This is a genomic window from Myroides sp. 1354 (assembly GCF_030324495.1).
Taxonomy (GTDB): Bacteria; Bacteroidota; Bacteroidia; order Flavobacteriales; family Flavobacteriaceae; genus Flavobacterium.
The window spans coordinates 133,838-147,281 of record NZ_JACAGN010000001.1; the positions used below are offsets into that span (position 1 = coordinate 133,838).

9 protein-coding genes are annotated in these 13,444 nt (G+C 34.8%); 8 read left to right on the plus strand and 1 reads right to left on the minus strand.

Going from position 1 to position 13,444, the window contains the following annotated elements:
- Window positions 1-1,091: 1,091 nt before the first annotated feature.
- The 5 genes from ybeY (at window position 1,092) to HX004_RS00680 (ending at window position 8,169) form a co-directional block, all read left to right on the plus strand.
- On the plus strand, window positions 1,092-1,511 hold the full coding sequence (gene ybeY, locus HX004_RS00660; RefSeq protein WP_286440362.1) for an rRNA maturation RNase YbeY: 420 nt from the start codon (window positions 1,092-1,094) through the stop codon (window positions 1,509-1,511).
- 20 nt (window positions 1,512-1,531) lie between these two features.
- Window positions 1,532-3,409 carry a tRNA uridine-5-carboxymethylaminomethyl(34) synthesis enzyme MnmG gene (gene mnmG, locus HX004_RS00665; RefSeq protein WP_286440364.1) on the plus strand — a complete coding sequence of 626 codons (1,878 nt, stop codon included), beginning with the start codon at window positions 1,532-1,534 and terminating at the stop codon, window positions 3,407-3,409.
- A gap of 660 nt (window positions 3,410-4,069) precedes the next feature.
- Window positions 4,070-4,921 carry a class I SAM-dependent methyltransferase gene (locus HX004_RS00670; protein ID WP_286440809.1) on the plus strand — a complete coding sequence of 284 codons (852 nt, stop codon included), beginning with the start codon at window positions 4,070-4,072 and terminating at the stop codon, window positions 4,919-4,921.
- Between the two features lie 267 nt (window positions 4,922-5,188).
- Window positions 5,189-5,788, plus strand: a complete 600-nt coding sequence (locus tag HX004_RS00675) for an OmpH/Skp family outer membrane protein (RefSeq protein WP_286440365.1) — start codon at window positions 5,189-5,191, stop codon at window positions 5,786-5,788.
- Between the two features lie 95 nt (window positions 5,789-5,883).
- On the plus strand, window positions 5,884-8,169 hold the full coding sequence (locus HX004_RS00680; protein WP_286440366.1) for a helix-turn-helix domain-containing protein: 2,286 nt from the start codon (window positions 5,884-5,886) through the stop codon (window positions 8,167-8,169).
- A gap of 5 nt (window positions 8,170-8,174) precedes the next feature.
- On the opposite strand, the gene HX004_RS00685 is transcribed toward HX004_RS00680, so the two are convergent.
- The gene (locus HX004_RS00685) at window positions 8,175-9,323 is read right to left on the minus strand and encodes a DNA polymerase III subunit (protein ID WP_286440367.1); all 1,149 of its coding nucleotides are present in this window, start codon (window positions 9,321-9,323) and stop codon (window positions 8,175-8,177) included.
- Between the two features lie 352 nt (window positions 9,324-9,675).
- Between HX004_RS00685 and HX004_RS00690 the strand changes: the two genes are divergently transcribed.
- From HX004_RS00690 to HX004_RS00700, 3 genes are all read left to right on the plus strand, one after another.
- Window positions 9,676-10,866 (plus strand): phosphoglycerate kinase, encoded by a 1,191-nt coding sequence (locus HX004_RS00690; RefSeq protein WP_286440368.1) that lies wholly within the window; start codon window positions 9,676-9,678, stop codon window positions 10,864-10,866.
- A gap of 56 nt (window positions 10,867-10,922) precedes the next feature.
- On the plus strand, window positions 10,923-12,416 hold the full coding sequence (locus HX004_RS00695) for a lytic transglycosylase domain-containing protein (RefSeq protein ID WP_286440369.1): 1,494 nt from the start codon (window positions 10,923-10,925) through the stop codon (window positions 12,414-12,416).
- Between the two features lie 68 nt (window positions 12,417-12,484).
- Window positions 12,485-13,411: a DUF4837 family protein gene (locus tag HX004_RS00700; protein ID WP_286440370.1), complete on the plus strand. Its 927-nt coding sequence runs from the start codon at window positions 12,485-12,487 to the stop codon at window positions 13,409-13,411.
- Window positions 13,412-13,444 lie beyond the last annotated feature (33 nt).

Below are 13,444 nucleotides of genomic sequence, written 5' to 3' on the forward strand. Positions count from 1 at the left end.
GCAGCTTCATTTTGTACTGCGTTTTAATTTTTGGTCTGTTGTAATTTGCGTATATTTTTTTTTGTGCAAGTGGGATGGAAATACTAAAATTATAGCAGCTGCATTTTTGTACTAAGTTTTAATTTTTGGTCTGTTGTAATTTGCGTATATTTTTTTTGTGCAAGTGGGATGGAAATGCTAAAATTATAGCAGCTTCATTTTGTACTGCGTTTTAATTTTTGGTCTGTTGTAATTTGCGTATATTTTTTTTTGTGCAAGTGGGATGCAAATGCTAAAATTATAGCAGCTTCATTTTGTACTGCGTTTTAATTTTTGGTCTGTTGTATTTTGCGTATTTTTTTTTGTGTGTAAGTAAGATGGAAATACAAAAATTATAGGGATTTCATTTTATTGCATTTTTTGATTTTGATCTTCTTTTTCTTTTTATGCTTGTTCTAGTTTGCGTATTTTTTTTTCAGTAGACCGTAGAAGTAAATACGAAGATTACAACAGCTTGTATTTATTTTATCCACTTAAAATTTTGTAGATCTTTATATTTTTTGACTTGTTGTATTTCGCGTATATCTATTTTTCTGTGAAGAGTATGGAAATACTGAAATTATAGGGACTTCATTTTTGCAAGGAGTATTGTTTTTCAATTTTCTTTTTGATTTTGTATCTGTTGTAGTTTGCGTATATTTTTTTTTCCATCCCTTAGATGGATATACTAAAAATACAGTTTACCTTTTTAGATTGAAGCAAGTTGATTTTTTCTAGATTCTTCTGTTTCTGTTTTTTGTTTTTTGTATCTTTGAAGAAGGTTTTAGGGAGGAGAAGCTGTATTTTGCGTATTTGAAAATTGGTATTTTTTTTTTTGAAATACAGCAATTGTCAGGCGTTGTTTTTTTTCATTTCTTCTTTTTCTTTCTAATTAGCGTTTGTTTCTTGTTAATGGTCTTTTTTCAGTTGGGTTTCATCTAACTTCTTGATGGAAATGAGAGTAGGCTAGTATTTTTTTTTAATACGCCCTTTCTATTTAGGAATGTTTTTAGATTTCAGTGCATTACTGTTTTGATTTTCATCGTACCTTTGCCTGATATTTAGATTTTTATATGATAACTTTTAATTACGAATTAGATTTTTCGCTTCAACAGGAAGATCAATATGAAGTGTGGATTTCGTCCATTTTAGCTTCTGAAGATTTTCTAATTGGAGAAATCAACTATATTTTTTGCACAGATGAATACTTACACGAAATTAATGTTAAGTATTTGGATCACGATACACTTACGGATATAATTAGTTTTGATTATACTGAAAATCAAGTAGTTAGTGGTGATATTTTTATAAGTATTGACCGTGTTAAAGAAAATGCTGCTGAGTTTGAGGTGGCTTTTGACCAAGAATTGTTGCGTGTTATGGCACATGGTATTCTTCATTATTGTGGGTATAAAGACAAGAGTGAGAAGGATGAGGCTTTAATGCGTCAAAAAGAAGAAGAAAAGATGAAAATGTTCCACGTGGAACAATAATTGACTAGATTTTTTTAAAAATGAGTATTTTTCAAGATATATATGATGTAATCGTTGTAGGTGGGGGACATGCTGGTTCCGAAGCTGCAGCGGCAGCAGCAAATATGGGATCAAAGACACTTTTGATTACCATGAGCTTGCAGAATATCGCTCAAATGTCTTGTAATCCTGCCATGGGAGGAATTGCCAAAGGACAAATTGTGCGTGAAATAGATGCGTTGGGTGGATATTCAGGAATCGTTTCCGATCAGACAGCCATACAATTTAAGATGTTGAATAAGTCTAAAGGACCTGCGATGTGGTCGCCCCGTGTACAGTCCGATCGTATGCGTTTTTCTGAAACTTGGCGTTTGATGCTAGAAGGAACACCGAACTTAGATTTTTATCAAGATATGGTAAAATCACTTCTTGTAAACAATCATAAGATTGAAGGTGTTGTGACCAGTTTGGGATTAACCATCAAAGCAAAGACGGTTATTTTGACGAATGGAACCTTTTTGAATGGTTTAATTCACATTGGAGAAAAGCAATTTGGTGGGGGTAGAGCAGGTGAAGGAGCAGCTTTTGGAATAACAGAAGACTTAGTAAAACTTGGTTTTACTGCAGGTCGAATGAAAACGGGAACACCTCCACGCGTGGATGGACGTTCATTGGATTACTCCAAAATGGAAGTTCAAGGGGGGGATATCAACCCTTCTAAGTTCTCTTATATGGATGTAACATCACCTTTAAAACAACAAAGAGACTGTTTTATGACCTATACATCAGCAGAGGTTCACGACCTACTTCGCGAAGGTTTTGATCGTTCTCCGATGTTTACAGGACGTATAAAAAGTTTAGGTCCGCGTTATTGTCCCTCTATTGAAGATAAGATTAATCGCTTTGCAGATAAAGAGAGACACCAGATTTTTGTTGAACCAGAAGGCTGGAATACATGCGAAATTTACGTGAATGGATTTTCTACATCTTTACCAGAAGATATCCAATTTAAAGCCTTACGTGCAGTAGCAGGTTTCGAAAATGCGAAGATATTTAGACCAGGTTATGCGATCGAATATGACTATTTTCCACCAACACAATTGAAGCATACTTTAGAAACAAAGTTAGTAGATGGGTTGTATTTTGCAGGTCAAATTAATGGTACAACAGGATATGAAGAAGCAGCTTCTCAAGGACTAATGGCAGGTATAAATGCACACTTAAAAGTGCAGGAAAAAGAACCGTTGATCTTGCGAAGAGATGAAGCTTATATCGGAGTTTTGATTGACGATTTGATTACAAAAGGAACTGAAGAGCCTTATCGAATGTTTACTTCTCGAGCAGAATATCGCACTTTATTGCGTCAAGATAATGCAGATTTCCGATTGACTCCAATGTCTTATTCGATTGGATTAGCATCAGAAGAACGCATGAGAAGAATGGAATATAAACGCGAAGAGTCGGAAAAATTCGTGGAGTTTTTTAAAGAGACGAGTGTGAAAACGGAGGAGGCAAATCCAATTTTAGAAGCAAAGGGATCTTCTTTAATGAGTCAACCTGACAAGATGTTTAAGGTGTTTTCACGTCCACAAATTGAGTTAGATGACATTTTAAAATTTAAAAAAGTAGGGGAATATATTGCTGAATCAGGCATCGATCAAGAGGTAATTGAGCAGGCTGAAATTCAAGTAAAGTATTCAGGATATATTGAGAAGGAGAAGAATAATGCAGATAAATTAAACCGTCTTGAGGATGTCAAAATACCAGAGAATTTTGATTACGATAAGATCGTTTCTTTGTCGTTTGAGTCCCGTGAGAAGTTTAAAAAGATTCGTCCAATTACGATTTCTCAGGCCTCTCGAATTAGCGGAGTTACACCAACAGATATCTCGATTCTATTGATCCATATGGGGAGATAAAGAGGAGAGTAAAGCATAAGATAAGGATTGTTCCACGTGGAACAATCCTTATTTTTTTGTTTAGAGGTTTGAAATTAACCCCCATCTTTACAATCAATTACAGCGTTAGTTAAAGTAACACATCAAGTGAAAAAGTCTTGTAGTTCGCCTTATGGCCAGAAAAAGACATATGCGTTATCGGAATTTATCAAGGGATTTGAAATTGTAAAAATGATCCGTAAGGGCAAATTGCAATTTGCCCCTTGACCAGAAAAATCCATATCCATTATCAGACCTTATCAAGGGATTTGAAATTGTAAAAACGATCCGTAAGGGCAAATTGCAATTTGCCCCTTGACCAGAAAAAGTCATAACCATTATCAGAACTTATCAAGAGATTTGAAATTGTAAAAACGATCCGTAAGGGCAAATTGCAATTTGCCCTTGACCAGAAAAAGGCATAACCATTATCAGAATTTATCAAGGAATTTAAAATTGTAAAAACGATCCGTAAGGGCAAATTGCAATTTGCCCCTGACTTGAAAAATATTTTTTTTTAAAAAAACAGATCAAATATTAATTCGAAAAAGACGGTGCTTTTGTAGTAATAAATTTTAAATTTGAATGGACTTTAGCTATTCAAAGAATAGAAAATTTAATAGCATAGATTAGATGAAAAAAATGAATTTTAGTAAAGATGAAAAATTTTTGGAAGTAAAAGATTATACCGTTTCTCAAGAAGTATTTTCCTTATACTATAATCATGCTTATGATTTGTTGCTGACCGATCCTTTTCCTCCCAAAGAACTTTTAGGTCGCTATTATCAAAGTGAAAATTATATTTCCCATACGGATGGCAAACGTAATTTATTTGAGCGCTTGTATCAAAGTGTCAAGAAAATTGCCTTGCGAAAAAAAGTAGATTTGTTGTTTAAGCAAAATAATACTGTAGGAACACTTTTGGATTTTGGTTGTGGTACGGGTGATTTTTTAGTTGAAGCAAAAAAGAGAGGGTGGAGGACTACGGGATTTGAACCGAGTGAAAAAGCAAGCCAATTGGCATCGAAAAAAGGAATTGCGATGGTGAGCGAATTAAGCGAACTTCCGGATCACTCTTTTGACGTGATTACCTTATGGCACGTTTTAGAACATGTTTCCAATTTAGAAGAACAGATTGTAGCGTTAGATCGTTTATTAAAACCAAGTGGAAAATTAATTATTGCCGTTCCCAATTATAAATCTTACGATGCTATGTATTATAAAGAACATTGGGCTGCTTTTGATGTTCCTCGTCACCTTTGGCACTTTTCACAAAAGTCGGTGGCTTTAATTTTTTCAACTTTCAACTTTCAGGTGGATGAATTGCAACCTATGCTTTTCGATAGTTTTTATGTATCCCTTTTATCAGAAGAATATAAGACGGGAAAGAAAAATTGGATTAAGGCTTTTCTTGTGGGATTGCGTTCAAATGTAGAAGCGAGAAATTCGATGGAATATTCTTCTTTGATTTATTGTTTATCAAAAAAAGTGTAAAGCATTTGTTTTGCCTAAAAAATCAAGAATAGGATAGAGAAAAACGATTTTAAAGCGTTTTAAGAAACTTTCTATAGTAGAGGTAAGGATTTATATGCTTGAAAAAAGATAATTAACGTAATAAGAGCTATAAAAACCTATTTTGATAGTTTTTATTGATGTTAGTTGGTTTAACTATAAGTATTATTTATAGATAGATATAAATGGAAATAATGTAGTAAACATTAAAAGTTTTTTTAATTTTACATGTTTTTAAAAAAATCAAAAATGAAAAAAGGTATTTTCGTATTAGGATTAGCGGGATTGTTATTTTCTTGTAACAACAATTCAAACACTGCTGCTACAACAGAATTTAAAACTGCGTATATTGATTCTTCTAAATTAATGACAGAATATCAAGAAGTAAAGGATATCGAATCAAAATACAAAATAAAATCTGAGGAGAAAGGAAAAGCCTTCGAAGGAGAAATTGCACAATTTCAACGCGAGGTTCAAAACTTTCAAGCGAATGCAGCTGAAAAAGGTCAGGCTTGGGCTCAACAAAAAGGTGGTGAATTACAACGCCGTGAACAACAGTTACAAGCGAAACAACAAACTATTTTTCAAGAGTTGCAAGCTGAAAGCTCAAAAGAGATGGATTCAATCGTAAAGAAAGTGAAAACTCATATTGCTGACTATGCGAAGAAAAAGAACCTTGATTATGTATTTAATACAGAAGAGGCTTCTACAGTTATATACGGTAAAGACGGATATAATATCACGGAAGAAATCATCAAGGAATTGAATGCAAAATACCAAGGATCTGCAGCTGCTACTACAGTAGATGATAAAAAAGAAGCAGCTCCTGCAGTTAAAGAAGAAAAATAAGAATATTTAATTACGTATAATGTTCAAATAGTCCTGAGTATTCTTGGGACTATTTTTATTTTTAAACCAATTTTAGTTTTATCTTACCTTAAAAAATGGAGAATTTTTCTAGAGAAGCCACCTATGTTTTACAGTTTATAAACGAGACCAAGCAGTCCATTTTTTTAACTGGTAAGGCAGGTACTGGTAAAACAACGTTGTTGAAGGAAATCGTCAGTAGTACACATAAAAATACGGTTATTGTTGCCCCTACAGGGATTGCAGCTTTAAATGCAGGAGGTGTTACTATACATTCCTTTTTCCATTTTCCCTTAGCTGCTTTTATTCCAGATGCAACTAATCCTCCTATTTTTAGCGAATATGTAAAGTTTGAAAATCGCGTATCGATTAAAAAGCATTTTCGAATGAGCAATATGCGTCGATCGCTCTTTCTCAATTTAGAATTGTTGATTGTTGACGAAGTGAGTATGTTACGTGCTGATGTACTGGATGCGATGGATTTTATGTTGCAGACCATTCGTCGTAATAACAAACCTTTTGGAGGGGTTCAGTTGTTGTTTATTGGTGATTTATTACAGTTACCACCAGTAGTTAAAAATGAAGAATGGGAGGTTTTACGTCGCTATTATGAAGGATCTTATTTTTTCCATTCTCATGTTATTCAGTCTAATCCACCGTTGTATATTGAGTTGGATAAAGTATATAGACAATCTGACGACGCCTTTATTCAGATTTTGAACAACCTGAGAAATAATACGATAACGACTACCAATTTGCAAGTGCTTAATCAGTATGTCAATCCTACATTTGAACGGCAAAAAGCAAGTGGTTATATTACGTTGACGACACATAATGCTAAAGCAGATGCAATCAATTCTGATTCATTGGAGGCTTTAGAGGCAAAATCATATGCTTTTCAAGCTGAAGTTGTCGGAGATTTTCCAATGAATATTTTCCCGATTGAAAATCAATTGCAGCTAAAAGTGGGGGCCCAGGTTATCTTTATCAAAAACGATTTGTCTTTTGAGAAGAAGTATTACAATGGCAAAATGGGGATTGTACAAAAATTGAGTTCAAGCGAGATTTATGTCAAATTTCCAGAAGAAAATGAAGTGATTGAAGTAGAGCGCTATGAGTGGCAAAATATTCGGTATAAAGTAAATCCCAATACCAAGGAAATAGAGGAAGAACTCTTGGGTACCTTTACGCATTATCCTTTAAAATTAGCTTGGGCAATTACAGTGCACAAGAGTCAGGGATTAACCTTTGAAAAAGCGATTTTAGACGTTTCTAAGGTCTTTTTACCTGGTCAGGCTTATGTTGCCCTCTCTCGTTTAAAATCGCTACAGGGATTGGTCCTTTTATCGCCTATTCAGATGAATGGGTTAAAGAATGACGATGATGTGATGCAGTATGCTAAAAATCGAGCTGATAAAGAAACATTAGAGGAAGAAATACACAAGCAAACTTTGCTTTTCCTTGAAGAGCGTTTAGTGGAGGCTTTTTCGTGGAAGACATTGAGTCAAAACTGGCGCAATCACTTGTATTCATATAATGAGGAAGCGGAACGCAGTAAAAAGAGTGAATTTAAGAGTTGGACGTTGAAAATTGTTCAGACGCTTGAGGAGTTGGTTGTCTTAGCAGATAAATTTATCTTGCAGTTAAGACATCTTTTTTATCAATCTAAGATGGATATTAAGTTTGTAAAAGAACGCGTGGACAAGGCATATGCTTATTTTTTTCCCACTTTAGATCACGTAGTTTTTGAGCTTTTGTTTACCATGGCTCAAGTGAGAGGCAAACGACAGATGAAGACCTTTTTTACGGAATTAGAAGTTTTAGAGGATCAAACCATTAAGGCAGTATTGGACGTAAAGAAAGCAAAGCAAATCGTCGATTTAGTAGTAAAAAAAGAGCGGTTAACCAAAGAGAATTTGAGGAGTTTAGAAGTAGGGGAGTATCGAATAAATCACCTTACTCATATTGCTACTTTATTGAGAAGTACTCGTTTAGATTTGCAAGATGACTATGATTTAATTGAAGATTTAAAGAACAAAGACAAGCAAAAAAAGGAGAAGAAGAAAAGTACATTTGCCGTAACGCATGAGTTGTGGATGGAAGGTCTACGCGTCGATGCGATTGCACAAGAGCGAAAATTAACTCCAACGACTATTTTTTCTCATTTAGCAAAATTGATTGCAGATGGCAAGATCCAACTGAATGAGGTGTTAGAAGAAAGCAAAATAGAGCGATTACAGCAAGTATTTACTTCGAATGTAGGGAAATCATTAGCCGAAATAAAAAGTGCTTCAAATGACGAATTTACTTGGGAGGAATTAAAGTTATATCAACGAACAATACCCGATAGCGAAACCGAATAGTTTCGCTATTTTTTGTGGATTAAACGCGTTAATTTGATCGATAAATCTGTAAAGATCATTTTGCTATTTCCATTGCGTTCAATGTGATAAATGGCATTGGATAATTCTTCGAATATTTCGTCTATATTGGCTCCATTGACAAAAGGAGCAAAGTTTTCCAGTTTAAATTTATCAACAGAGGTTTGGTAATACACTAAATTAGGTGATTGGTAATTGCACAAAAGCGCTTGTCGAAATAGCTCAATGCAAAATTCGAGGAATTGTTTTTGTTGTTCCCTTCCCAAAGTAGCCAAATCTTCACTCCATTCAATTAAATCTTTAATCACTGTAGCATTGCCTTTTGCTCGAAAAGCAGCGCGTACCCAAGTGACAAATTTTTGTTCAAAATCAGCAGAGTCAGCAGCATTAGAGACCAATTGAATGGCCTTGTTGTAATTGCCTTGTGCCTGACGGGCGATTAATGCGGCTTGTTGTTTCTCGCAATTTTGGTTTGAGATTAAGGCTTGTTCAATTTCAACGCTGTTTAAGGCGTTAAATCGCAACAGTTGACAACGCGATAAAATGGTTTGTAAAATGGATTGTTCATTTTCAGCTATCAAAATAAAAATAGTCTTGGCAGGCGGTTCTTCCAAAATTTTTAAAATCTTATTGGAAGCTTCTGTATTCAACTTGTCAGCCATCCAAATAATCATGATTTTATATCCTCCTTCATAGGATTTCAACGCTAGTTTTTTCAGTATTTCACCTGCTTCATCTACGCCAATTTGCCCTTGTTTATTTTGAATATCAATGTGGTTATACCAATCAAAAAGACTGGCATAAGGATTGACTTTTAGGAATGTTCTCCATTGTTCGGCAAATTTATCACTGGTTGGATGTTTACTTACTTCTGTAGTCGTTGCAACAGGGTAAACAAAATGTAAATCCGGGTGCATTAACGCATTGAATTTAGTGTTACAACTTTCGTTTCCACCGGTGTTTTCTCCCCCTATATTTTTACAAAGTAAGTATTGTGCGTAGGCAATTGCCATAGCCAATGTTCCTGTACCTTCTTGTCCAATAAACAATTGAGCATGAGGGATTCGACCTGAAGTGGCACTTTGTATTAAGTGATTCTTGATGTGGTGTTGACCAACGATTTCTGAAAATAGCATAATGCAAATATAATGGATTTCTTTCGGACAGAATTAGAATTAAATTCAAATTAGTTTCGGGAGAAGGTTCTTTTTGAGGTTTACTAGATTGTCTTTTTCTCAAAGTAATCGGAGAAAGAATAGAATTCATTTCAATGTAAGTTGAATTGGAGTAACTACAAGATTAAAACAGGAGTTAAACTCCAATAAAGTTTGAGAAAACAGTAGGCGTTTGTTATACAACAGAAATAGTATTAGGAAAAGGTACTTAAAAAGTACCATTGGTTATATAATAATCAAAAATAAACGTCCATTGGATTTTAAAAAGATTTATATTTGCGTTAATCAGAATATATTATAGAACAATACAACTATGAAAACAATTGATAATGTGAATTTTAAAAATAAAAAAGTATTAATTCGCGTTGATTTTAATGTACCTTTAAACGAAGCCTTTGAGGTCACAGATACTAATCGTATCGAAGCCGCAAAACCGACTATTGAGAAGGTAATAAAAGACGGGGGAGTGGCGATTTTAGTATCTCACTTGGGACGTCCAAAAGGGGAGAAAAACCAGGCGTATTCCCTGCGTCACATTGTAGCAAAAACCGAAGAAGTTTTAGGTGCTAAGGTTACATTTGTTGAGGATTGTATTGGCGAAACAGTAAAAAACGCTGTGGATCAAAGTCAAGCAGGAGATATTATTCTATTGGAAAACTTGCGTTTTTATGCGGAAGAAGAAAAAGGAGAGGAGTCTTTTGCGGCTGCATTAGCAGCATTTGCTGATTTTTATATCAATGATGCTTTTGGTACGGCTCACCGCGCCCATGCTTCAACTACAATTGTTGCTAAATTTTTTCCAAATGACAAGTGTTTCGGTTATTTATTAGCGAAAGAAATTGAAAGTATTGACAAGGTTTTGAATAGCGCCGAAAAACCTGTTACTGCTATTTTAGGTGGATCAAAAGTATCTTCAAAAATCACCATTATCGAGAATATTTTAGATAAAGTTGATCATATGATTATTGGTGGAGGAATGGCTTTCACTTTCGTTAAAGCATTAGGTGGTAGTATCGGAAATTCAATTTGCGAAGATGACAAAATGGATTTGGCCTTGCGCATTATGGAACAAGCCAAAGCAAAAAATGTTCAAATTCACTTGCCAATTGACGTGGTTGCAGCAGATGCCTTTGCTGCAGATGCCAATACACAAATCGTCAATGTAAATGCAATTCCAGCTGGATGGCAAGGGCTAGATGTAGGTCCTGAAACCTTGACTAGTTTGAAAAAAGTAATTTTAGATTCAAAAATCATTCTTTGGAATGGACCTTTAGGGGTATTTGAGATGGATAAATTCGCTAATGGAACCATTGAATTAGGAAACTTCATTGCAGAAGCAACTAAAAATGGAACGTTCTCTTTAGTAGGAGGAGGTGATTCTGTAGCAGCGGTTAAGCAATTTGGTTTAGCTCCAAAAATGAGTTATGTATCGACAGGTGGAGGAGCGATGTTAGAGATGTTAGAAGGACAAATTTTGCCAGGTATCAAAGCAATACAAGAATAATATTTTAGGGTATAGCCACGGGATGTGGCTATGCCCTATTTTCAAAATAGAACATTATGAATTACAAAGGAGTAGCGTTATCCCTCTTTAGCCTATTATCTTTTACGTTAAGTGCACAAGAACAAACAGAAGGAATTGAAGTAAAAAGTAGAGAATTAGATCCCCAAATGTATTTGGATTCTATAAAAGCCAGTTTTGTCAATCATTCTACTAGCGAACGCATCGAGAAGCTTTGGCTAGATGAATTGATTAATCAGGATTTGTTTGAAGAGATGACGGATGATTTGACTAGTGACGAATTCTTTAGCGATGAAGATGGTGAATGGGATGGATTAACAACAGCCGTTTTGAAAGAACGATTGGCGTTGTTGAATGAAAAAACCCCCTTTAATGTGGAGTACAATGAATCTTTAGAACGCTTAATTAAGTCGTTTTTAAAGAAGAGAAAAAAGTCATTTGAACGCCTATTAGGACTTTCAGAGTACTATTTTCCCATGTTTGAGGAACAATTAGCCAAAAATAATATTCCGTTGGAAGTGAAGTATTTGGCTATTGTGGAATCAGCTTTAAACCCGAAAGCGGTTTCTCATATGGGAGCAACTGGTTTATGGCAATTTATGTATGCTACTGGTAAACAATACAATCTAGACGTTTCTTCGTTTAAAGATGACCGTATTGATCCTTTAAAATCATCCGAAGCTGCGGCTAAATTCTTGGGTGATTTGTATAAAATCTTTGGTGATTGGGATTTGGTTTTAGCTTCTTATAATGCTGGACCTGGAAATGTATCTAAAGCAATTCGCCGTTCGAATGGTTTGACGAATTACTGGAATATTCGTCCTAATTTACCGCGTGAAACTCAAAATTATCTCCCTGCTTTTTATGCGACGATGTATATTTTTGAATATGCTAAAGAGCACGGAATAAAAGCAAATGCAAATATTCCAATGAAATTGGTTCAAACGGATACAGTGGCGGTTAAACGCATGATGAGTTTCGATCAAATTTCCAAATTGTTAGACGTTAGTCAAGAGGAATTAGAGTTTCTTAATCCCACTTATAAATTGAAAGTAGTGCCCTATTCTTCAAGTGAATTGCATTTTTTGCGTTTGCCATTAGATAAAGCGGGTCTGTTGGTTTCAAATGAAGAAAAAATTTACGCTTATGTAGACTTTGAGGAAAATAGAAAAGAAAAGCCAAATTACGATATTGCCATTGCACAAACTTCGGGTGTTCGCAATAAATATCACACAATTAAAAAAGGAGAAAGTGTGGGGGTGATTGCAAAAAAATACGGCTTGTCTATTGTGGAATTAAAGCGATTGAATAATATGAAGACCAATGTTATTTATCCTGGTAAGAAGTTAGTGGTCGGTAAATCAACCGTAGCTCAAGCATCTACCAATGGATTTTATGTTGTTAAAAAAGGAGATTCACTTTATTCAATCAGTAAAAACCTACCAGGTGTTACCATTTCAAAGTTAAAGGCATTGAACAATATGAGTGAGAATGCCACACTACAACCTGGTATGAAATTGCGAATTAATTAAATGCTGCATTGAAGTATACGGTATTCTATATGATGTGTTTTCTCTTTTGTGTGAGTTGTAAAAACCCCATGCAAAAAGAAGATATGCGGGCTCCTTCGCAAGGACAAATCAATCATATTTTGTTGGTGATGGATGACGATTTGTGGTTGAGCAATGTCGGAGATAGCATTCGCCATTATTTAGCTGCTGGTATAGACGGAATCACACCTGTTGAACCGCGATTTGATTTGGATCAACAGTCACCTGGTATTTTTGCCAATACCGCAAAAAGCAGAAAGAATATTGTATATGTTTCGACCAATGAAAATAGAAGTAATTTTGAATTAATTGTCGATCAATATGCTCAACCGCAGAATTACTTTTTAATCGAAGGAACCGACAACAAGAGTATTATTGCGACATTCTTAAAAAACAAAGATTCGATTATTCAGCAATTTCACAAACAAGAAATTGCGGATATTCAAAAGCGTATAAAAGAAGGTCCCTTATTTGAAACGGTTTATTTACACGACAAATACAATATAGATATTGATTTACCCACTTCGTATAAGCGCGTTTTAGTGGATGATAATTTTGTTTGGTACAAAAAAGAAATAGCCTCGGGAAATAACAATATCTTAGTATATAGTTTGCCTTTTCAATTGGTCAAACCGTTTAAAACACAAAGAGATTTTATTCTCGATATGGATTATTTAAGGGATTCAGTAGTTGGAAAATACATTCATTCTTCAGAACCTGATACGTTTATGAATATGAGTGTTGATTTTGAACCATTCTATCGGACGATTTATATAAAGAATCAAGAAATTACAGAAGTAAAGGGAACGTGGGATATGGAGAATAGTTTTATGGGCGGTCCCTATTTGTCCTATATCGTCAAAAAAGACGACTACTATTTGATTATTGAAGGGTTTACCTATAATCCTTCGATGAGTAAACGCGATGTAATGCTTGAATTGGAAGCTATTATGGGAACTTTAAAGGTATTTAAATAAAACGAAAGCCGAGCTAGAGCTCGGCTTTCGTTT

What these genes read in the sequence shown, in the direction of transcription:
- HX004_RS00685 (WP_286440367.1), bottom strand. Translation starts at nt 9,323, where the DNA reads ATGCTATTTTCAGAAATCGTTGGTCAACACCACATCAAGAATCACTTA.
- HX004_RS00695 (WP_286440369.1), top strand. Translation starts at nt 10,923, where the DNA reads ATGAATTACAAAGGAGTAGCGTTATCCCTCTTTAGCCTATTATCTTTT.
- HX004_RS00680 (WP_286440366.1), top strand. Translation starts at nt 5,884, where the DNA reads ATGGAGAATTTTTCTAGAGAAGCCACCTATGTTTTACAGTTTATAAAC.
- HX004_RS00690 (WP_286440368.1), top strand. Translation starts at nt 9,676, where the DNA reads ATGAAAACAATTGATAATGTGAATTTTAAAAATAAAAAAGTATTAATT.
- ybeY (WP_286440362.1), top strand. Translation starts at nt 1,092, where the DNA reads ATGATAACTTTTAATTACGAATTAGATTTTTCGCTTCAACAGGAAGAT.
- HX004_RS00670 (WP_286440809.1), top strand. Translation starts at nt 4,070, where the DNA reads ATGAATTTTAGTAAAGATGAAAAATTTTTGGAAGTAAAAGATTATACC.
- HX004_RS00700 (WP_286440370.1), top strand. Translation starts at nt 12,485, where the DNA reads ATGCAAAAAGAAGATATGCGGGCTCCTTCGCAAGGACAAATCAATCAT.
- HX004_RS00675 (WP_286440365.1), top strand. Translation starts at nt 5,189, where the DNA reads ATGAAAAAAGGTATTTTCGTATTAGGATTAGCGGGATTGTTATTTTCT.
- mnmG (WP_286440364.1), top strand. Translation starts at nt 1,532, where the DNA reads ATGAGTATTTTTCAAGATATATATGATGTAATCGTTGTAGGTGGGGGA.